21 protein-coding genes are annotated in these 18,859 nt (G+C 62.1%); 7 read left to right on the forward strand and 14 right to left on the reverse strand.

Annotated elements, in window-relative coordinates:
- Positions 1–176 precede the first annotated feature (176 nt).
- From WH91_RS05760 to WH91_RS05775, 4 genes are all read right to left on the reverse strand, one after another.
- A complete protein-coding gene (locus WH91_RS05760) occupies positions 177–905 on the reverse strand; it encodes an ATP-binding cassette domain-containing protein (protein ID WP_046170048.1) in 729 nt (242 codons plus the stop codon).
- Positions 902–1,912: an ABC transporter permease gene (locus tag WH91_RS05765; RefSeq protein ID WP_171910571.1), complete on the reverse strand. Its 1,011-nt coding sequence runs from the start codon at positions 1,910–1,912 to the stop codon at positions 902–904. Before WH91_RS05765 ends, WH91_RS05760 begins: the two co-directional genes overlap by 4 nt.
- Before the next feature lie 67 nt (positions 1,913–1,979).
- The gene (locus WH91_RS05770; RefSeq protein WP_046170049.1) at positions 1,980–2,936 is read right to left on the reverse strand and encodes a sugar ABC transporter substrate-binding protein; all 957 of its coding nucleotides are present in this window, start codon (positions 2,934–2,936) and stop codon (positions 1,980–1,982) included.
- A gap of 98 nt (positions 2,937–3,034) precedes the next feature.
- A complete protein-coding gene (locus WH91_RS05775) occupies positions 3,035–4,564 on the reverse strand; it encodes an aldehyde dehydrogenase family protein (RefSeq protein WP_046170050.1) in 1,530 nt (509 codons plus the stop codon).
- Between the two features lie 130 nt (positions 4,565–4,694).
- On the opposite strand from WH91_RS05775, the gene WH91_RS05780 reads away from it, so the two are divergent.
- Positions 4,695–5,378 carry a GntR family transcriptional regulator gene (locus tag WH91_RS05780; protein ID WP_046170051.1) on the forward strand — a complete coding sequence of 228 codons (684 nt, stop codon included), beginning with the start codon at positions 4,695–4,697 and terminating at the stop codon, positions 5,376–5,378.
- Positions 5,379–5,398: 20 nt separating this feature from the next.
- On the forward strand, positions 5,399–6,169 hold the full coding sequence (locus WH91_RS05785; protein ID WP_046170052.1) for an SDR family NAD(P)-dependent oxidoreductase: 771 nt from the start codon (positions 5,399–5,401) through the stop codon (positions 6,167–6,169).
- 23 nt (positions 6,170–6,192) lie between these two features.
- Here the strand turns inward: WH91_RS05785 and WH91_RS05790 are convergent, their stop codons facing one another.
- The 6 genes from WH91_RS05790 to pobA form a co-directional block, all read right to left on the reverse strand.
- Positions 6,193–6,903: an ABC transporter ATP-binding protein gene (locus WH91_RS05790; RefSeq protein WP_046170053.1), complete on the reverse strand. Its 711-nt coding sequence runs from the start codon at positions 6,901–6,903 to the stop codon at positions 6,193–6,195.
- The gene (locus WH91_RS05795) at positions 6,884–7,645 is read right to left on the reverse strand and encodes an ABC transporter ATP-binding protein (RefSeq protein WP_046170054.1); all 762 of its coding nucleotides are present in this window, start codon (positions 7,643–7,645) and stop codon (positions 6,884–6,886) included. Before WH91_RS05795 ends, WH91_RS05790 begins: the two co-directional genes overlap by 20 nt.
- Positions 7,642–8,601: a branched-chain amino acid ABC transporter permease gene (locus tag WH91_RS05800; protein WP_046170055.1), complete on the reverse strand. Its 960-nt coding sequence runs from the start codon at positions 8,599–8,601 to the stop codon at positions 7,642–7,644. The genes WH91_RS05795 and WH91_RS05800 overlap by 4 nt, the downstream gene beginning before the upstream one ends.
- Positions 8,598–9,461, reverse strand: a complete 864-nt coding sequence (locus tag WH91_RS05805; protein ID WP_046170056.1) for a branched-chain amino acid ABC transporter permease — start codon at positions 9,459–9,461, stop codon at positions 8,598–8,600. The genes WH91_RS05800 and WH91_RS05805 overlap by 4 nt, the downstream gene beginning before the upstream one ends.
- 175 nt (positions 9,462–9,636) lie before the next feature.
- Positions 9,637–10,803 (reverse strand): ABC transporter substrate-binding protein, encoded by a 1,167-nt coding sequence (locus WH91_RS05810; protein ID WP_046170057.1) that lies wholly within the window; start codon positions 10,801–10,803, stop codon positions 9,637–9,639.
- Between the two features lie 168 nt (positions 10,804–10,971).
- Positions 10,972–12,126, reverse strand: coding sequence for a 4-hydroxybenzoate 3-monooxygenase (gene pobA, locus WH91_RS05815; protein WP_046170058.1), 1,155 nt, complete (start codon positions 12,124–12,126; stop codon positions 10,972–10,974).
- 48 nt (positions 12,127–12,174) lie between these two features.
- On the opposite strand from pobA, the gene WH91_RS05820 reads away from it, so the two are divergent.
- Positions 12,175–13,044, forward strand: coding sequence for a helix-turn-helix domain-containing protein (locus WH91_RS05820; protein WP_052952622.1), 870 nt, complete (start codon positions 12,175–12,177; stop codon positions 13,042–13,044).
- A gap of 6 nt (positions 13,045–13,050) precedes the next feature.
- Here WH91_RS05820 and pcaQ read toward each other — a convergent pair whose 3' ends face one another.
- On the reverse strand, positions 13,051–13,962 hold the full coding sequence (pcaQ, locus tag WH91_RS05825) for a pca operon transcription factor PcaQ (protein WP_046170082.1): 912 nt from the start codon (positions 13,960–13,962) through the stop codon (positions 13,051–13,053).
- 159 nt (positions 13,963–14,121) lie between these two features.
- On the opposite strand from pcaQ, the gene pcaD reads away from it, so the two are divergent.
- The 4 genes from pcaD to pcaG are packed head-to-tail and all read left to right on the forward strand — an operon-like array spanning position 14,122 to position 16,658.
- Entirely contained in the window at positions 14,122–14,916 is a 795-nt protein-coding gene (pcaD, locus tag WH91_RS05830; protein ID WP_046170059.1) for a 3-oxoadipate enol-lactonase, read from the forward strand.
- Positions 14,909–15,295, forward strand: coding sequence for a 4-carboxymuconolactone decarboxylase (pcaC, locus tag WH91_RS05835; protein ID WP_046170060.1), 387 nt, complete (start codon positions 14,909–14,911; stop codon positions 15,293–15,295). Before pcaD ends, pcaC begins: the two co-directional genes overlap by 8 nt.
- Positions 15,292–16,038: a protocatechuate 3,4-dioxygenase subunit beta gene (gene pcaH / locus WH91_RS05840; protein WP_046170061.1), complete on the forward strand. Its 747-nt coding sequence runs from the start codon at positions 15,292–15,294 to the stop codon at positions 16,036–16,038. The genes pcaC and pcaH overlap by 4 nt, the downstream gene beginning before the upstream one ends.
- On the forward strand, positions 16,038–16,658 hold the full coding sequence (gene pcaG, locus WH91_RS05845) for a protocatechuate 3,4-dioxygenase subunit alpha (RefSeq protein WP_046170062.1): 621 nt from the start codon (positions 16,038–16,040) through the stop codon (positions 16,656–16,658). The genes pcaH and pcaG overlap by 1 nt, the downstream gene beginning before the upstream one ends.
- A gap of 44 nt (positions 16,659–16,702) precedes the next feature.
- Here pcaG and WH91_RS05850 read toward each other — a convergent pair whose 3' ends face one another.
- The 3 genes from WH91_RS05850 to WH91_RS05860 all read right to left on the reverse strand — a co-directional run bounded on the left by WH91_RS05850 (position 16,703) and on the right by WH91_RS05860 (position 18,791).
- Positions 16,703–17,071 carry a DUF6481 family protein gene (locus WH91_RS05850; protein ID WP_046170063.1) on the reverse strand — a complete coding sequence of 123 codons (369 nt, stop codon included), beginning with the start codon at positions 17,069–17,071 and terminating at the stop codon, positions 16,703–16,705.
- Positions 17,072–17,451: 380 nt separating this feature from the next.
- Positions 17,452–18,438 carry a DUF6035 family protein gene (locus WH91_RS05855; protein ID WP_143078147.1) on the reverse strand — a complete coding sequence of 329 codons (987 nt, stop codon included), beginning with the start codon at positions 18,436–18,438 and terminating at the stop codon, positions 17,452–17,454.
- Positions 18,405–18,791 (reverse strand): hypothetical protein, encoded by a 387-nt coding sequence (locus WH91_RS05860; protein ID WP_046170065.1) that lies wholly within the window; start codon positions 18,789–18,791, stop codon positions 18,405–18,407. The genes WH91_RS05855 and WH91_RS05860 overlap by 34 nt, the downstream gene beginning before the upstream one ends.
- Positions 18,792–18,859 lie beyond the last annotated feature (68 nt).

Genomic DNA, 18,859 nt, shown 5'->3' on the forward strand with positions numbered 1-18,859 from the left:
GCTCTTTCTTATCCCTCCCCACAAGGGGAGGGATAAGAAGGAGCTGGGACCTTTGGTATGGCGCCTCCCTCCCCTGAATGGGGAGGGATTGAGGGTGGGGTGATGGGAGCCACAATGCCCCTTGTAAGCACTGACCTGATGAGGGGAGGAGACGATGAACACTGGCGCCCGCGCGATCAGGTCAGCACCACATGCCGGGTTAGTTCTTCGATTGTCGTATCGGCCTTGGCGACGTCGAAGACCTTTGTCCCGTGGCTCATGATGACGAAGCGGTCGCAGACCTGGTGGGCGTGGTAGAGATTGTGGGTCACCAGCACGCTCGAAACCCCCTCGGCCTTGAGCTTGAGCACCTGGCCGAGCAGGGCTTCGGTTTCGCGCACCGACAGGGCCGAGGTCGGTTCGTCGAGCAGTAGAATGCGGCGTTTGAAGAAGACAGCGCGGGCGATGGCGACGGCCTGTTTCTGACCACCGGACAGATCGCCGACCAGCTTGTCGGGGCTATCGATGCCAGAAATGTGGACGGCGCTTTCGAGCACCTGCATGGCGATGTCGCGCATCTGCTTGAGGTCGAGGAAGCCGAAACGGTCGGTGAGTTCGCGGCCGAGGAAGATGTTGCGCGAGATGGAGAGGCAATCCACCAAAGCCGTGTTCTGGTAGATGGTTTCAATACCCGCCTCGGCGCTGTCGCGGCGGTTGGCAAAATCCTGCCGCTGGCCGTCGACGGAAATATAGCCCGAGCTGGGGCGGTGAATGCCCGAGAGCATGTTGACCGTGGTGGATTTGCCGGCGCCATTGTCGCCGAGCAGGCCGACGACTTCGCTGTGGCCGACTTCGAAGCTGAGATCGGTGAGGGCCTTGAGCGGCCCGAAGGTCTTGGTGATATTGTGCAGGGCCAACAGGCTCATGTGGAGGCTCCCCGGCGATCGAGGCCGTGGTTGAAGATCGAGGCCACGACGATCAGCGTGGCGATGAACATGTCGAGATAGAATCCGGGCGCGCGCATCAGTAGCAGCACATCGGTGATGGTGAAGATCAGCATGACGCCAAGGAACACGCCGAGGATGGAACCGCGGCCGCCGCGCAAGGAGAGCCCGCCGATGACGCAGGCGGCGATGGCCTGGAGTTCAAGGCCGGCGCCCTGCCCCGGCTGCACCGAACCAACGCGGGTGGTGGCGAGAATGCCGGCAAAGGCCGCCATGAAGCCGGCGATGGCGAAGGCGGTGAGCTTGACACGGTTGGTATTGACGCCGATGGCCGTCGCCGCCGAGCGATTGCCGCCGGTGGCGAAGACGTGGTTGCCGAACTTGTGGCGATGCAGCAGGGCGTAGAACACCAGGCACAGGCCGATGAACCAGATGAAGGCAGCGTTGATGCCGAACAGGGTGCCGGAGAACAGCTCGTTGAACACCGGATTGGGATCAAAGCGGACCTGCACCGCGCCATTGAGCAGCAGCACGGCGCCGCGCCAGAACAACAGGCCACCGAGGGTGACGATGAAACTGGGGAGGTTAAACCGGAGCGTCAGCGCGCCGTTTAGCAGGCCAATGGCGGCGCCGATCAACAGGCCGGCCGGGGCGGCGAGGAAAGCGTCGACGCCATTGCCGACCAGCATGGCCATGACGATGGCGGTGAAGGTGTAAACCGAGCCGATGGAGAGATCGAATTCGCCGGCGATCATCAGCATGCCGGCGCCCAGCGCCAGGCAACCCAGCACCGGGACCGAGCGCATCATGATGCCCATGTTGGCGGACGAGAGATAGCGGAAGTCGTCGGGGTAGAGCAGGCCGGCGATGATGCAGCCGAGCTGGACCGCGACAAAGACCAGCAGGATGGCGCCTGCGGGCATGGTGAGAAGCGCATGCAGCCGCTGGGCAGCGGTTGGCCTGGGCATGGCGGCGCGATGATCGATCATGTCGGTCACGGTCATATCCGGTTAAGAGAGGGTGGTGGCCCCGGCCGGTGAGACCGGGGCCGTCAGATCAGCGATAGGTGCCGATGAAGGGTTTCACGACGCCGATGCGTTCCTTGTCGAGGAAGGCACCCTGGCCGGTATCGACGTCGGTCGGGGTCAGGCCATAGCGAGCCGCCAGCGCGATCTGGGCGATGGGGTAGTAACCCTGCAGGTAGGGCTGCTGGTCCATGGTGGCGAACATGGCGCCGGATTCGACGGCATTGACGATTTCGACCGCGAGATCGAAGCCGCCGAAGGGCACATCGACGCCCGCATCCTTGATCGCACCAGCACCAACGGTGGAAGTAACCGAGCCGGTGCCGAACACGGCCTTGATGTCGGGATTGGCGATCAGGGCCTGGGCCATGATGTTCTGGGCTTCGGCCGGATCGAGACCGGCACGCACGGTTTCAACCTTGATGCCGTGTTCGGTCATGGCACGCTCGATGCCGCCGCCACGCGCCACCGCAAAGCTTGCTTCGGGGATTTCACGCGGGTTGAAGACGGTGTCGCCTTCCTTGAGACCGAATTTTTCGATCATGCGGATGCCCAGCTCGTAGCCCGAGGCTTCCTCGTCCATGCCGACATAGGCTTGGCGGCAATTGCCGGCGGCGCCTTCGAGGTCGTCATTGTTGAAGCCGATGACGATGATGCCGGCGTCGACTGCGGCGCAGATGCTGTCGTCGAAGGCGTCGGAGCTCGAAATGGCGACGGCGATGCCTGCAACGCCGGTTGCCACCGCGCTTTCGATCAGATCGTTCTGACGGATCGGGTCATTGTTGGCATATTGCACGTCGAGATCGACGTTGAAGGCGGCCGCGGCGTCCTGGGCGCCCTTCACCACCGGATTGAAGAACTGCACGCTGGGGTCGAGATAGATGATCATGGTGGCTTTCACCGCCTCATCCTGCGCGATTGCGCCGCCGGCGGATGCCAGCATGGTGCAACCAGCCAAAAGGCCTGCCGTCAGTTTGGTCAGTTTCATTGTTTAGTCCTCCCTGTTAATCGGATGCGGGCCTCCTCAGGTCCCGCTTCCGGCGGCGTCCTCACGCCGCCGAATTCTTATGTCCCCGCTTCAGCTTCTTAGTGCTGGAACCAGGGCTGCCCGCGTCCGAGGGTCATGTGCAGACCTTTGAACTGGGAATATTCATCGAAGCCGAGGCGGCCAAGTTCGCGGCCGGTGCCGCTTTTCTTGTAGCCACCGATCGGTAATTCCGGGGTGCCGTCGATCACCGAATTGATCCAGCAGCGACCGGCGCGGATTTTGCGTGTGGTCTGGATGGCGTTTTCAAGATCGCGCGACCAGACACTGGCCGACAGACCGAATGGAATGCCGTTGGCCAGTGCGACAGCCTCCTCGGGCGTATCGAAACCGATTGTTGCCAGCACCGGCCCGAAGATTTCCTCCTGGGCGATGCGCATGTCGGGACGCACTTTGTCGAATATCGTCGGGGCAAAGAAGTTTCCCGATTTGGCGTCGATCATGTCGCCGCCGAGCAGCAGTTCGGCGCCTTCATCGACACCGGCTGCAACGAGGCTCGCCACCTTTTCGAGATGGTTCTGGCTGACCATGGCGCCGTAGCGCGTGCCGGCGCCGAGCGGATCGCCAAAGGGCAGCTTGCGCGACAACGCGAGTACACGCTCCAGCAAAGCCGGGCGGATCGAGTTTTCTACGATCAGCCGGCTGCCCGAAATGCAGCACTGGCCGGCATTGTGATAGACGCCATAGGCAATGCCATCGGCGGCGGCTTCTAGATCGGCATCGGCGAAGACCACCTGAGGGCCCTTGCCGCCCAGCTCAAGGCCGACGCGCTTGACGCCGCTAGCTGCGAGACCCGCCAGATGCGTGCCGACGCGGACCGAGCCGGTAAAGGCGATCACATCGACGCGGGGGTCTTCGGCCAGCACCTGTCCCACGGCGGGGCCATAGCCGGTGATGACGTTGAACACGCCGGGCGGCAGGCCCGCTTCAAGCGCCAGTTCGGCGAGGCGAATGGTGGTGCCGGAGGTGTACTCGCTTGGCTTGGCGACGACGGTGCAGCCAGCGCCGAGAGCCCACGGAACACGCTCGGAGACGATGATGAAGGGGAAGTTCCACGGCGTAATGATACCGACGACACCGGCCGGTTCGCGCAGCACAAGGCCAAGGCGGTTTTCGCCGATGGCATTGTGGGTAGACCCTTCGAGGCCACGCGACTGCCCGGCGGCGTAGTTCCACAGGTCGGCGCAATAGCCGATTTCGCCCTTGGCCTGATCCAGAGGCTTGCCGGTTTCGAGGCATTCGACGAGGCCGAGTTCATCGACGTTCTCGAGAATTTTAGCGGCGACGGCATGAAGGATGGTCGAGCGTTCAGCGCCGCTCATGCGCGGCCAGGGGCCATGATCAAAGGCCTTGCGCGCGGCGGCGATGGCCAGGCCCGCATCGGCGGTGGTGCCCGCCGGCCATTCTCCGATGACCTTGCCGCGATGGCCGGGGCTTTCGCGGGTGACGGTTTCGCCAGACTGTGCATCGACCGACTTGCCGTCGATCAACATGCGATAGGTGCGTTTACTCGCCAGCCGCGGATCATTAAGGTTCGGCGCAACGAAATTGTCTTGAAAGCGTGACTGCATGAGTGTCGCAACGGCGGGCTAAGCCCACCCTCCCCGAGCATCCGGACGTTTTCGTTACGTCCTGTATGGAATTGTATGGTACCGTATGGCGCATTGGCATTCCCTGTCAATGGCATGGGCGAGATGAAATATGACTCTTGATATGCAGGTGGCTGAGAGCGGTGAAAGCGCCGCTGCGTCAATCGAAAAGGATCTGCGCCGCGCCATCATCGAGCTGGAGCTATTGCCCGGTTCGCGCCTCAGCGAGCAGGACATCGCGACCCGCCTCGGGGTGTCTCGGCAGCCGGTGCGCGAGGCGCTGATTCGGCTGGCAAATTCGCGGCTGATCGAAATTCGCCCGCATCGCGGCACGGTGGTGGCGCGCATTTCCGCAAAAGAAATGACCGAGGCGCTGTTTGTCAGGCAGTCGGTGGAAATCGCCGTGGTGGCCAAGGCGGCGCAAAATTTCGACGCCTGGCAGCGAAAGCGGATCGCAAGCCTGTTGGGCAAGCAGGAGGAAGCTGCCGGCAAGCTCGACCATGCTGGCTTTCGCGAGCATGACGAGGCGTTTCATTTCGCGGTGGCGCAGGGCGCCGGCGTCGGCATTGCCTGGATCGCCATTGCCGACATGAAGACGCATATGGACCGCGTCTGCAACATGACGCTGCAAAGCGAAGCCGACATGGCGCGCCGGGTGCGCGAACACCGCGCCATCATGGCGGCGATCGACGACCACGATGTCGAAGCGGCCAAGACCGCGATGGCCGAGCATCTTGGCAGTATTCTCGACGACCTTCCCGAACTCGAAACCAAGCATTCGAGTCTGTTTATCTAGACCATTAGTGAGCCTGACCAATGAGTGAATTTGCCCGTTATCCAAGCCTTGATGGCCTCCCCGTAGTTATCTCCGGCGGCGCTTCGGGTATTGGCGAATCCCTGGTGCGCAACTTTGCGGCGCAGGGCGCCAAGGTTGGCTTTGTCGATATCCAGGCTGACAGGGGCAATGCTCTGGCTGACGAGATCAATGCATCGGGCCAGGTGGCGAAGTTTACGCAATGCGACGTTACCAATACCGAAGCCTATCAGGCAGCGATTGCCGGCTTTGCAGCCTCGCATGGCGACGCGCTGGTGCTGGTCAACAATGCGGCGCATGACCAGCGCCACGAATGGGCCGAGGTGACGCCGGCCTATTGGGACGAGCGCATGGGGGTCAATCTCAAGCACGCGTTTTTTGCCATCCAGGCGGTGGCGCCGGGCATGATCGCAGCGAAACGCGGCTCGATCATCAATACCGGCTCGATCAGCTGGATGATCATGTCGCCGAAAATCCCGGTTTACGAGACGGCCAAGGCCGCGACGCACGGCCTGACCCGCGCCATGGCACGCGAGCTGGGCAAGCACGGCATCCGCGTCAACTCACTGGTGCCCGGTTGGGTGATGACCGAGCGGCAGCTGACCCACTGGATCGACGAAACCGCCGAGGCACAGATAGAGGCGACGCAGGCGCTGGCGGGTCGGGTCTATCCCGACGACTGTTCCCGAATGGCGCTATTCCTCGCGGCCGAAGACAGCGCCATGATCTCGGCGCAGCAATTCCTGGTGGATGGTGGATGGGCCAACACCTGATCGGTTAGCGGGTTAGGGGCTTCTTAGTGCCCGACGCCCAATAGGCGGTCCACTGTTTCGGGCTGTGCGGCGAGGGCCGCCGGAGTTCCCTGCCAGGCCACACGGCCGCGTTCGAGGATAACCACGCTCTCGGCGAAATCCAGAGCGGCCTTGATGCGCTGCTCGACCAGCAGGATGGTCATCGCTTTGCTGGCGGCAAGGTGAGCGAAAGTCTCCATCAGCTCCTCGCAGATAACCGGGGCGAGGCCTTCGAGCGGTTCGTCCAGCAGCAGCACCGCGGGTTGGCCGAGGATGGTCCGCGCGGTGCTCAGCATCTGCTGCTCGCCGCCCGATAGCTGCGAGCCGAGATTACGCCGCCGCTCCTTGAGGCGCGGAAACATGGCATAGGCTTCTTCGATCGCGGTCTTGGGCCGGTCCTTGAGCCCGACAAACAGGTTTTCTTCCACGGTCAGCGATTTAAAGATCGCTCGGCTCTGTGGCACGTAGCCCAGCCCGGCCAGGGCCCTCCCCGAGCCATCCAGCGCGGTAAGCTCCGTGTCGCCGAGCGCGACGGTTCCGCCATGGCGTTTGGTCTGCCCGGCCAATGTTGCCAACAAGGTGGTCTTGCCCATGCCATTGCGGCCTAATAAGGCCATTCGGCCGCCCGCCGGCACGACAAAACTCACCTCTTCAATGATGCGGGTGGGGCCATAGCCGGCGCTTAGCCCGCTGACCTCAAGCCGCGCTGCGGTCATTGGCATAGCTCCCCAGATAGGCTTCGCGCACCCGGGCATCGTTGGACACCTCGGCCGGCGTGCCGTCGAAAATGATGGCGCCCGCTGCCAGCACGATGACGCGCTGGGCGAAGCGGAACACGAAATCCATGTCATGCTCGATCATCAGCACGGCGAGGTCGGCGGGCAATTGTGCCAGGGCCTTCTCGATCAGAACAGTATCCGAACTCGGCACCCCCGCCGCCGGCTCATCGAGCAGCAGGACTTTGGGTCGCAGCGCCATAGCCAGCGCAATTTCCAGCAGGCGTTGCTGGCCATAGGCGATGTCGCTGACCTTGACCTGGGCGATGTGGCAGAGGTTGAGCAGACCGAGGATTTCGGAGGTTTCGGCCACGACGTCCTTCATGCCGCGATAATCGGTAAAGGCCTGCCCGGTGCGGCCCTGCCGCTGCAATATGCCCAGCGCCACATGCTCTTCCGGCGTCATTTCCGAAAATAGCCGCGTTATCTGGAAGCTGCGCACCAGCCCCGCCTTGACGCGCTGTGAGGGCGAATATTTCGACACGTCGTGACCGTTGACAAACACTGCGCCGGCGTCGGGCTTGAGCAGGCCGGTGACCAGGTTGACGAAGGTCGTCTTGCCGGCACCATTGGGTCCGATCAGCGCGATGCGGTCGCCCTTCTCCAGCGCCAGCGACACGTCGTCGGTCACGGCGAGCCCACCGAAATGCTTCTTGAGATTGCGCACTTCAAAAAAGCTCATGACCGCGCCCTCCGCAGGCGCTTCCAGATTGCCTCGGCGGCCCCGGTCAGCCCGTTTGGTGCGAACAGCACCACGGCGACCAGCAGCACGCCGACTACGGTCAGCCAGTGGAATGGATTGATCGCCGAAATCCGGTCTTCGAACCACACGAAAACCAGCGCGCCGAGCATGGCGCCGAACAGCTTGCCGGTGCCGCCCAGCACCAGCATCACCAGTGCCTCGGCCGAGAGGTTGAACGACAGGCTGTCCAGCCCGACAACCTTGGTGGCGATGGCCGACAGCGCCCCGCCAAGCCCGGCAACAGCTCCCGCAATGGCGTACATCTTGACCAGCGTCGAATAGACCGGCGCGCCCATGGCGCGCACGCGGGTCGGGTCTTGCTTGATGCCGCGGCACAGCATGCCGAACGGCGACCGCACGACGACGCGCAAGATGACGAACACCAGCAGTAGCATGACTACCGCCATGATAAAGGCTGTGCGCCCGAACAGGTCGAAGCGAAACATCCCCAATAGAGCCGATGGCGCGATGCCGCTCAAGCCGTCGCTGCCCCCGGTCCAGGCCGACAGCTTGTTGGCCGCCTCATGCGCCAGTTGCACCACGGCGATGGACAGCACCAGTTGGCTAAGCCCATGGCCGCGCAGGATGACGAGGCTGGAAAGCGCACCGGCCACAGAGCCGGCCACCGCCCCAATGGCCAGCATCAGCAGCGGATCGGTGATGCCGAACTTGGCCGCCGCGATACCCGCCGCATAGGCACCGGCGCCGAACAGCGCGGCATGACCGAGTGTCGCCACGCCGGCAAAGCCAGTCACGAGGTCCAGCGACAGCACCAGCAGCATCACGGCCACGATCCGTGTCAGCAGCGCCAGATTGGTCGGAAACAGGAAGAACAGCACCACGGCGACGGCAGCCAGCACGAGGACAGCGATCAGGTCACGAATGGGCCGGCTCATTTGCTGCGCCCCATCAGCCCATGCGGAAACACCGCGACCACCTCGATGACCGCCAGGTAAAAGAAGAACTCGCCATATTCCGGCATTATGTAGCGGCCAGTCGTCTGCACGGCGCCCAGCAGCAATGCTGCAATCAGCGCGCCGGTGATCGATCCGGCCCCGCCGACCGACACAACGACGAGGAACGTCACCATATAGTGCAGCGCATAATAGGGCTCGATCGGCAGCAATTGCGCACCGACCACGCCACCCAGGGCCGCGAGGCCGATGGCCAGCGCAAAGCTGACGGCATAAACCATCTTGGTTCGCACGCCGAGGGCGCCCGCCATAGCGGCGTCATCCACCGAGGCGCGCAGCCGCACGCCGAATGGGGTCCGTTCGACGATGAACCACAGCGCGGCCGCCACCACGAGGCCTACCGCCACGGCGAACAGCTTATGGGCTGCGATGGAGCGAAAGCCCAGGTCGACCGGTCCCTGCAACTGGCTCGGTAGGGGAATTGTCTTGAGCGTCGGTCCGAGCGCGAAATTGGCGATGCCGATAATGATGAAGGTAATGCCGATAGTCATCAGCACCTGTGTCAGTTCGGGCGCGCCATAGATGCGGCGATAGAGAAACCGTTCGAGCGGGATGCCGATCAACACCGTGCCGACCACCGCCGCCACGATGCCGACGCCGAAAGGCAGGCCCAACTGCTGGGTGGCATAGCAGGCGATGTAGCCGCCGATCATGGCGAAGGCGCCATGGGCGAGGTTGACCACTTTCATCAGCCCCATGGTGACGCTGAGGCCGATCGAGATGATGAACAGTACCATGCCGTAGGCCAGGGAATCGGCGGCAATGGAGAGAACGGTTTGCATTGGATCTCGCTTCGCACCGTGGGGCTATGTGACCCAACCGTTGGCCTGGCCTCCCGCGTGGCGAGGGAGGTCAGGAGGGTGGGAGAGACTCAGTAGCCAGTCAAACGACCCCCACCCTTGATCCCTCCCCCCAAGAGGGAGGGTGTCGACTGCCTACTTGGAGCCTAAGCGCGCCTTAAGGTGCCTTCCAGCCGGGGTCGACCTGGTTTTCAAAGGTCTGGATTTCCTTGTTGATATACTGGCCATCCTCAAAAGCCACTTCGCGCAGATAGATGTTCTGCGTGATGTGGCGGTTTTCGGGGTTGATACTCACCGGCCCGCGCGGGCTGATCCAGCTGAGCCCCTTGACAGCCTCGACCGCCGCAGCCGCATCCTGGTTGCCGCCGGTGGCTTCGATCATCTTGGAAATCACATACATGCCGTCATAGGCGCCGACGGCCGGGAAGCTCAATTCCGACGCACTGCCAATTGCCTTGGTCGCGGACGCGACGAAAGCGGCATTTTCTGGTGAGTCATGGCTGACCGCGTAGTGGAATGTGGTCAGCAGGCCGAGGGCATTGTCACCCAGCGCCGCAAGATCGGGTTCCTGGGTCAGGTCGCCCGGCGCCAACAGCGTCACGCCAGCGTCCTTAAGACCGTTCTCGACATAGGCCTGCACGAAGCCAAGCGTTGCCGGACCGGCCGGCAGGAAGGCGAATACTGCTTCTGCGCCGGAGTCCTTGATGCGCTGCATCATCGGGCTGAAATCATTGGTGTTCATCGGCATCCGCACCGATTCCACGATTTCGCCGCCCGCTGCGGTGAAGCCGGTGACAAAGGCCGTCTCTGAATCGATGCCGGGGCCATAGTCCGAGACCACAGTGATGATCTTCTTGATGCCGCGATCATGCGCCACGGCGGCCATGGGTGTCGAAGTCTGCCAAGTGGTGAACGAGGTGCGCACCACGTAGGGGCTCGCATTAACGATGGCGGAGGTGGCGGCGTTGAACACCACCATTGGCACATTGCCTTCCTCAAGGATCGGCGCCGCGGCCATGGCGTCCGGCGTGTAATAGTATCCGGCCAGATACTGGACACCCTCGCTGACGATCAGCTCCTGCGTCAGCGCAGCCGACTGTGCCGGATCGGGGGCCGGCAGGTCACGGTAGATCACCTCGATGGTGTCATCGCCTATCGTATTGCCGTTCACGGCTAGCCAGGCATTGATGCCGGCCTGGAAATTTTTACCCTGCAGGGCAGCCGGGCCGGAGAACGGGCCGACCACGCCGATCTTGATGGTGTCGGCGAAGGCTACGCTATTGGACAAGACGAGCGCGAGGCCCGCCAAAAAAACTGATTTCATCTGTTCCTCCCAGATCCGTAAACTGCGCTACGGCTATTGGACTTTACCACCGGCACTCCGAGGCGAAAATGAATTTGCCAGGCCGGGTCATAACCCCTGAGTTATCGAAATGGCCATACAGGCTTTGTTGAACCAACGGAAAAGGCGTTATTCATGCCTTCTTGGTTCTCATGAAAGCCCTACATAGTTTTCGGCCAGACTTTGCTGGGCGAAGCGTGACCCCGTCAGATAATCGAATTCGGCGCGTTGAATGCGGCGCCCGAACGCTCCGGCGTCCGGGAAAGTGTGGAGCAGGCTGGTCATCCACCAGCTGAACCGCTCAGCCTTCCAGATTTTCGACAGCACAGCGCTCGAATAAGCATCTATGCCGGCGCACGACTGCTCTGCAAGATACTCGATGAAAGCGTCGGCAAGCACCGCCACATCGCTCATGGCCAGATTGAGGCCCTTTGCCCCGGTCGGCGGGACGATATGGGCGGCGTCGCCGGCGAGAAACAGCCTGCCAAAACGCAGGGGCTCGGCTACGAAGCTGCGCAGCGGCGCGATCGACTTTTCGATGGATGGACCGGTCTGAAGCGTCTCGGCGGTGGCTGGATCGAGCCGGGCACGCAGTTCATCCCAGAAGCGGTCATCGGACCAGGCGCCCACCTGCTCATCGGCAGGGACTTGCACGTAGTATCGGCTTCGGGCCGGCGAGCGTTGCGAACAGAGCGCAAAGCCCCGCTGGTGGTGGGCATAGATCAGTTCCTCGGCGACGGGAGGCTGGTCAACCAGTACGCCGAGCCAGCCAAACGGATAGACACGTTCGAAGGTCGTCAATGCCGTGGCGGGCACGCTCTGACGGGCAACGCCATGGTAGCCGTCGCAGCCGGCGATAAACTCGCAGTCGATGCGATGCGTGACGCCATGCCTGGCATAGGTGACCCATGGTTTGCCGTCGAAATCATGCAGCTCGACCTGCTCGGCCTCGTAAATGGTTGTGCCGCGACGCACCGCCATCAGATCGCGCGTGACCTCGGTTTGCCCGTAGACCATCACATGGCGGCCGACCAGAGCCTCGAAGTCGATGCGGTGGCTGTCGCCGTCGAAGGCCAGCTCGATGCCGTGATGGATCAGCCCCTCGGCGTGCATCCTTGGTCCGGTCTGCGCCCGGTCCATCAGATCGATAGTGCCCTGTTCCAACACGCCGGCACGGATGCGGCCCAGGACGTATTCGGCACTTTTGCGCTCGAGGATGATGGCGTCGATACCAGCCACTTCGAGCAGGCGAGCGAGCATCAGACCGGCTGGCCCTGCTCCTATGATAACAACCTGGGTGCGCATCCCATCCCCTCTTTTTATCAAGCATGGGGGCGAGAAGGCTGGACGAAAATGGACAGGGCGCGCAATCTCTTGCACTATCTGAACATGAATGACGTACCAACCTACGCGCTTTATGGCGAACAGATCGGTGTCCGGCAGCACGAATGGCTGCATTGGGAGACCATCCAGTCCCGCAGCCGGTTGCACGGCTACACCATAGCGCCGCACCGGCATGAGCACCTGTTCCAGATATTGAGCCTGACCGGCGGCAGCGGGCGGGTATTCCTCGATGGCGCGGAATTTGTGCTGCAGCCGCCGGTCATAGTGCTGGTGCCGGCAATGACTGTGCACGGCTATCGCTTCAGCGACGATGTGGAAGGCGTGGTCGTGACGCTGATGCAGCGAGACGCCGCCGACAGGATCGGCCGAGTGAGTGCAGGTGTGCTCGAGCATGCGGTTGCAGCACCGATGGCGGCTCTGGATGATCTGGTCGTTGAAGCCGACAGATTTGGCGCGTGGCATGACGAGGCGATGCTGGCGCGCCTGACATTGCTTCTGGTCGCCTTGCAGCGCTCGCGAAACCTGCCAGGGTCGCTAGGCATTGCTGCCGCTCGGTCCAAAAGACATGCCGATCTGTTCCGGGATCTAGTGGAACAGAGGTTCCGCGAGATGCGCAGCATCGCCGACTATGCCGTAGCGATCGGCATCAGCCAGACCCATCTCAATCGGGTAAGCCGACAAGCGCTTGGTGCCTCGCCATTGGCGGTGGTCGAGCGGCGCATAGCGCTGGAAGCACGGCGGCAACTGATGTTTTCGACGTTGACGATAAAGCAGATCGGCTCGGGGCTCGGCTACGACGACCCGGCCTATTTCACGCGCTTCATCCGGCGGGTTCTGGGGGTGTCGCCTTCGGAATTCCGCAATGGGCGACGCGGTTGAGGCGATCTAGCGTAGACTTGCTGCCGCGTCCCGCACTGCCTGCTTGAGACTTTCTGCGGCCAGCGTCGATACCATATCGGTGCGCGTGGTGAGGCCGACCGGGCCAGTGGTCTCGCTGCTATCGACGGGCAATAGCATCAGATGTTTATCGGCTATGTCTTCGGCCACCACCCCTTCCGAGATGATCCAGATCGCGTCGGTTTGGCGGACATAGGCCCGTCCAAAGGCGTTTGACACCGTCTCGACCTCATCGCGCAGCTCGGTAACGCCGTTGGCGACCAGCATGCGCTCGACAAGACGGCGGATCACCGAGCCCGGTGGCGGCACCAGCGTCTGGTAATTTTCCACCATCGACAGATCAAAGCTTCGCTCGCTGAGCAGCGCGTGACCGGGACGCACCACGAAGACGACCCGCTCGGAATAGAGGTGCTCAAAGGACAGCCCGAGCATCACGTCCGGCTCGGCCATTCGCCCGATGACGAAATCCACGTCGCCGGTGCGCAACAGCGTCAGCAGGTAATCGTTTGGCCCGGTAACCACCCGCGTATGCACGCCCGATCCGGTGGCGGTGAACGCCTGCACGGCGCTGGGCAAGATCCGCGCCGAGACCGTGGGCAGCGCCCCGACCCGGACAATGGCCGCCTCGTGGGTGCCGCGCGCCAGATCGATGCCTTGTCGCAGCGCCGCCATGCTGGTCGCGGCATAACGATAAAACACCTCGCCGAACGGCGTCAGGAACAGGTTGCGCTTGCTGCGATCGAACAGGCTGCCGCCCAGCACCTGCTCGAGTTCCTGGATGGTCCTGGAGGCAGCGGGTTGGCTGATGTTGAGGACTTCGGCGGCATTCACGACGCTTTTCAGCCGAGCGACTTCCAGGAAACAGGTGAGGTGGCGGAGTTTGATGCGTGGATCGATGATGCGCTGTGCCAAATCTATCTCCGGTTATGGCCGACAACTCATGTGCCCGCCTGCATCGCATTTGGGGCGCTTTGCATAAGCTAGCGGTTATCGATGGCCAACCAGTAGTCATTTTACTTCCCAGCAGCCAGTGTCTTATATCGAGAGCGGGAGAGGTAGATGGCCTTCGTTCGGATCAATGGCATATTGTTGCACTACCGGCTGGCTGGTCCCCCGGCAGCACCGGCAATCGTCCTGGTCAACTCGCTCGGCACCGATGCGCGGATCTGGGATCAGGTCGTGGCGCTGATGTCCGGGTACTACCGCATCTTGTCCTATGACAAGCGCGGACACGGCTTGAGCGACGCTCCGCCCGGCGACTATGCACTGGAGCATCATGTCGATGATCTCGCGGGGCTGTTGCAGCACCTCGACATCAACCATGTCGCCGTGGTCGGGGTTTCCGTTGGCGGGCTCATCGCGCAAGCCTTCGCGCTGCGTCATCCCGATCGCCTCTCTGCGCTTGTCCTCTGCGACACTGCAGCCAAGGTTGGCGACGAGACGATGTGGAATAGCCGGATTGCGGCAGTCCGGGAAAACGGCATCGGCAGTCTTGCCGAGACCATCATGGCGCGGTGGTTTACCGAAAGCTTTCGCCGGGACCGCCGCGAAGAACTGGCGGGTTGGCAAAACATGGTGCTGCGGATGCCCCTCGATGGCTACGCGGGAACCTGCGCGGCACTAAGAGATGCGGATTTGCGGGGGTCTATCGCCGCAATCACCACACCCACTCTGGTCGTGGTGGGCGACCAGGATCTGTCTACACCAGTCGAACTGGTGCGGGACATGGCCAATAGGATCGCTGATTCCCGGTTCGAGATCATCGGCGACTGCGGACATATTCCATCTATCGAACAGCCTCACGCCCTGGTGAGCCTGATCACAGCGTTTCTTGAAGAGGCAGGCCATGGCTGACGATGATCTTTTCGAACGTGGCATGGCCACGCGCCGGGCAGTCCTTGGCGACACTCACGTCGACGGCGCCACTTCCCGCACCACTGGTTTCGATGACGATTTCCAGAGCTTCATCACCGAGGGTGCATGGGGTACGGTCTGGTCGCGGCCTGGGCTCACCAGACGGGAGCGGTCCATGCTGACCATCGCCCTGCTGGCAGCGCTGGGCCATGACGAGGAGGTCGCCATGCATGTGCGCGCTACGGTCAATACCGGCTGCACGCCCGACGACATCAAGGAAGCGCTGCTGCATGTCGCAGTCTATGCTGGCGTGCCAGCGGCCAACCGCGCCTTCAGGATCGCCAAGGAAGAACTGGCCAAACGGGAGGCCGTACAATGAGCGGCATGATCCTGCCGGGCGCCGATGGGGCGCTGTACCCGCGTGATCGCTCCTGGCATCCGCCGGCCAATACGCCGGGCTACAAGAGCACCACTTTCCGAGCACCGAAACATGCGCTGCTGTCGCTGCCAGGCACGGCATCGGAACAGACTGGCCCGAGCTTTGGGCATTCCAGCATTAATGCGCTCGACAATGACCTGATCCGCAATTTCAGCCAGGATGGGGCCGAGGCGATCGGGCAGCGGCTGATCGTCTATGGCCAGGTGCTGGACGAGAACGCCCGGGCGGTGCCCAATACGCTGGTCGAGTTTTGGCAGGCCAATGCGGGCGGGCGCTATCGCCACAAGCGCGAGGCCTATCTGGCGCCGCTCGATCCCAATTTTGGCGGCTGCGGCCGGGCGCTGACCGACGCGAACGGCTTTTACAGCTTCCGTACCGTCAAGCCGGGCGCCTATCCCTGGCCCAATGGCGGCAATGACTGGCGGCCGGCCCATATCCATTTTTCAGTGTTCGGCCATGCCTTTGCGCAGCGTTTGATTACCCAGATGTATTTCGAGGGCGACCCGATGATCTGGCAATGCCCCATCGTCGGCAGCATTCCCGACAAGGCGGCCATCGACCAGTTGATCGCCCGGCTCGACCGGCACAATACGACGCCGATGGACGCGCTGGCCTATCGGTTCGATATCGTGCTGCGCGGGCGCCGCTCGACCATGTTCGAGAACAGGTTGGAGGGCAACTGATGCTGCACCCGGTCCCTACCCTCAAAGAGACGCCGTCGCAGACCGCCGGTCCCTATGTGCATATCGGGCTGACGCCCAACTTTGCCGAGATCAAGGGCGTCTACCCCACCGATCCCGGAATCAGCATGCTGACTGCCGACACCGTGGGCGAGCGCATCGTGGTTAGTGGCCGCATTGTCGACGGCGCCGGTGCGCCAGTCGGCGATGCGGTGGTCGAATGCTGGCAGGCCGATGCCGATGGCTCGTATGCCGCGCCGATGGGGCCGAATTCCAATTCGGCGCCCGCCTTTACCGGCTGGGGCCGGCAACCGGTCAATGCGGATGGGGTATTCAGCTTTGAGACCATCAAGCCAGGGCCGGTGCCCGGCCCTGACGGCAGGCCCATGGCCCCGCATTTAGCGCTGTGGATCGTGGCGCGCGGCATCAATACCGGGCTGCAGACCCGGCTGTATTTCGAAGACGAAGCGGAGGCCAACGCTGCCGATTTCGTGCTGAACAAAATCCCCGATCCGAGGCGGCGGGCTACGCTGATCGCGCGCAAGGAAGATGGTCCGGTGCCAGGCTATATGCTGGAGATCCAGCTTCAGGGCGAGCGCGAGACGGTGTTCTTTGACGTCTAGGTGAATCCCCGGGCGCATTTGCGCGCTAAGCCCCTGCTCGCTCCCTAGCGCTTGCGAGCTTTCCGGGCAGCGTAGCGACGATCGCGGTCTTCTTTGCGCTCGACCTCTTGGGCCGCTTCGTTTGCCGCAGCCTTGACGGTCTCCAGCTCAGCGTCAATTCGCGCCTGAGCTTCGGACTGGATCAATGCGGCCGCTTCGGCCAGCTTCCGTTCGGCTTCAACTTCCTTGGCGCGCAGCTGCTCGGCCTGGCGGACTTCACGCGCTGCGGCAGTAGCTTCTTTTTCGGCCCGCTTGCGGTCCAGCTCAGCCTGATCGGGCTTCGGAGCCGACTTGATGCGCTCCAACAGCTGCTTTTTTGCACCCAGGGACGCATCGCGGCGCTCGGCAAAGGTGTTTTCTCTCTCATGCTTCATGGGTCGGCCTCAGTTCGTTACGCAATGAATGGTCTAGATAAACCAATCCGCCGCAGATGAGTACCACTGGATTGGATGAAGTTGCAGCGCGCAGAGTGGCCGGATGGTATCACTCGCATGGCAGAGCAATTTGACCTGAAAAGGTCATTGAAATTGTTGGCGCGCCGGTCAGAATGAAACTGAGAACACCTACTCCATTGAATTGAATAGATAATCCTGGTGACCACCAAGGCTCAGCACCGGCATCCGCGAGTTATCCGCGGCCCGGCAGCCATGGGGCCGACAGCGAAAAGGCCGCTTCCAGCGAAGGGCTATATAAAGCGGACGCCAGATTGCGCGTCCGCTAACCGGTATCTGGGCCGATTCTGGGCAGACTGCTTTTAGCTATGAACTGCAGGGTGGATGCCGAACAAATAGCAGTGTCCCAATCGCAAACAGCGTTCCTGCCCTCCCAAAACCCATCTGACCAACTTCATTTCAAGTGCGAGGAGGGTGACTTCGCTTCCAAAGCGTCGCTCAGCCAAGAGCGACACCCATATGGTCGAATCCCAGACGTTGTGAAGCGGCAAGGGCGGAGCAAGCCGCGGAGAAAGACTAAGCTCCTTGATCTGGAAGGTCGCGCTATCGACGCAGACAGCTAGGACGTCGGAGTCGATGGAAAAGATGCGTCCACCGCTTGTCAGGTAAAGGTCGCGGAACGCCAGCTGGCTCAGCCAGGCCAAGTTCGCGGCGTCTGTCAACCAAACGTGGCAGATATCGTTAGCCTTATAGAACTCGATGCGGTTCTGGATCGTCTGCAGCGACGCGGCAGCAAGCTGGACATCGAATGCGACGAGCTTGCCGTTAATCATTGCCTGAACGTCGGGCTGGCACCACGATCCGTCGCTGGCACGGATTTGCTGCTCGACAAGGATGTCGGTGATATCCGGATCCTCGGAGAGTGCGAGCGCGAGCTGCAGCTTGAGCGCAGCATGGTCGGCCCCTTCCGTTAATCCTACGAACTTCACCCCCCCGATAGCGCGAAGATTTGTCTCAGTCCGCAGATCACATGGCGGGGCATCTTTGACCGCATAGTGCTTGAAATGTGCGCCGCGGCCGTCGCTCGGCACGCCGGGAGCAGCGGGGTTCTGCGCCACGAACATTGGTCCATGACAAGCCAGACAAAGAAACCTGGCGCCGCTCGAATTATACCCACTGCGACCCTCTACACGCAGTGCGGCGAGATCGTGCTGGGTTAGCGGGTCAAGAATGGCCTGGGCCTGACGTTCCTGCTGGCCGGCCGGGAAAGTAGTGTCGATGAACGTGGAGATAGCGCGGTTTTTGAGGGGATAGACTATAGAAGAAGTCCATTTCTTGGTTTTTTGCAAAAATGCTTAGTTGATGAGGGACGGGCTGAGGCGGCAGAGGCCGCGTCGACCAATTTGTGCAGCCTGCACAGGCTGGTGGTGCGACCCTTGCGCACCGCCGTGGCTATTACGGCGACGAGTTCAGGCTCAAGCCCGCGGCGCTCGATCTCCCGGGTCGCAATCTGGGTGATCTCAGCCACGCTCGGCGGCGGGAGCCGAACGACCTGGCAGCGATCCACGAACGGGCGGGATAGCCGGTCGACATCGTTCACCAGGATCACCCGATTGACGAAGCTCATGTCGACGGGGGCGAAGGCACCTACTTCGCTCTTGGCCCGGTCGAGCTTCTGCCGCAAGTTTACCGCCGCTTCCATCAGATCCTGAAAGCACTGAACAGACGGATAGACTGAAACCGCATTAGTTGCGGACCGGCTGAAGGGGG

Origin of the sequence: Devosia psychrophila, assembly GCF_000971275.1 — a bacterium.
GTDB classification, from domain to species: domain Bacteria; phylum Pseudomonadota; class Alphaproteobacteria; order Rhizobiales; family Devosiaceae; genus Devosia; species Devosia psychrophila.

Bases quoted from the DNA above. Each gene is read 5' to 3' on its own strand.
- pobA (WP_046170058.1), bottom strand. From the start codon at position 12,126: ATGCGCACCCAGGTTGTTATCATAGGAGCAGGGCCAGCCGGTCTGATG.
- WH91_RS05800 (WP_046170055.1), bottom strand. From the start codon at position 8,601: ATGAGCCGGCCCATTCGTGACCTGATCGCTGTCCTCGTGCTGGCTGCC.
- WH91_RS05860 (WP_046170065.1), bottom strand. From the start codon at position 18,791: ATGGAAGCGGCGGTAAACTTGCGGCAGAAGCTCGACCGGGCCAAGAGC.
- WH91_RS05775 (WP_046170050.1), bottom strand. From the start codon at position 4,564: ATGCAGTCACGCTTTCAAGACAATTTCGTTGCGCCGAACCTTAATGAT.
- pcaD (WP_046170059.1), top strand. From the start codon at position 14,122: ATGGCCTTCGTTCGGATCAATGGCATATTGTTGCACTACCGGCTGGCT.
- WH91_RS05785 (WP_046170052.1), top strand. From the start codon at position 5,399: ATGAGTGAATTTGCCCGTTATCCAAGCCTTGATGGCCTCCCCGTAGTT.
- pcaC (WP_046170060.1), top strand. From the start codon at position 14,909: ATGGCTGACGATGATCTTTTCGAACGTGGCATGGCCACGCGCCGGGCA.
- pcaH (WP_046170061.1), top strand. From the start codon at position 15,292: ATGAGCGGCATGATCCTGCCGGGCGCCGATGGGGCGCTGTACCCGCGT.
- WH91_RS05780 (WP_046170051.1), top strand. From the start codon at position 4,695: ATGACTCTTGATATGCAGGTGGCTGAGAGCGGTGAAAGCGCCGCTGCG.
- WH91_RS05850 (WP_046170063.1), bottom strand. From the start codon at position 17,071: ATGAAGCATGAGAGAGAAAACACCTTTGCCGAGCGCCGCGATGCGTCC.
- WH91_RS05790 (WP_046170053.1), bottom strand. From the start codon at position 6,903: ATGACCGCAGCGCGGCTTGAGGTCAGCGGGCTAAGCGCCGGCTATGGC.
- WH91_RS05765 (WP_171910571.1), bottom strand. From the start codon at position 1,912: ATGATCGATCATCGCGCCGCCATGCCCAGGCCAACCGCTGCCCAGCGG.
- WH91_RS05810 (WP_046170057.1), bottom strand. From the start codon at position 10,803: ATGAAATCAGTTTTTTTGGCGGGCCTCGCGCTCGTCTTGTCCAATAGC.
- WH91_RS05805 (WP_046170056.1), bottom strand. From the start codon at position 9,461: ATGCAAACCGTTCTCTCCATTGCCGCCGATTCCCTGGCCTACGGCATG.
- WH91_RS05795 (WP_046170054.1), bottom strand. From the start codon at position 7,645: ATGAGCTTTTTTGAAGTGCGCAATCTCAAGAAGCATTTCGGTGGGCTC.
- WH91_RS05770 (WP_046170049.1), bottom strand. From the start codon at position 2,936: ATGAAACTGACCAAACTGACGGCAGGCCTTTTGGCTGGTTGCACCATG.
- WH91_RS05760 (WP_046170048.1), bottom strand. From the start codon at position 905: ATGAGCCTGTTGGCCCTGCACAATATCACCAAGACCTTCGGGCCGCTC.
- pcaG (WP_046170062.1), top strand. From the start codon at position 16,038: ATGCTGCACCCGGTCCCTACCCTCAAAGAGACGCCGTCGCAGACCGCC.
- WH91_RS05820 (WP_052952622.1), top strand. From the start codon at position 12,175: ATGGACAGGGCGCGCAATCTCTTGCACTATCTGAACATGAATGACGTA.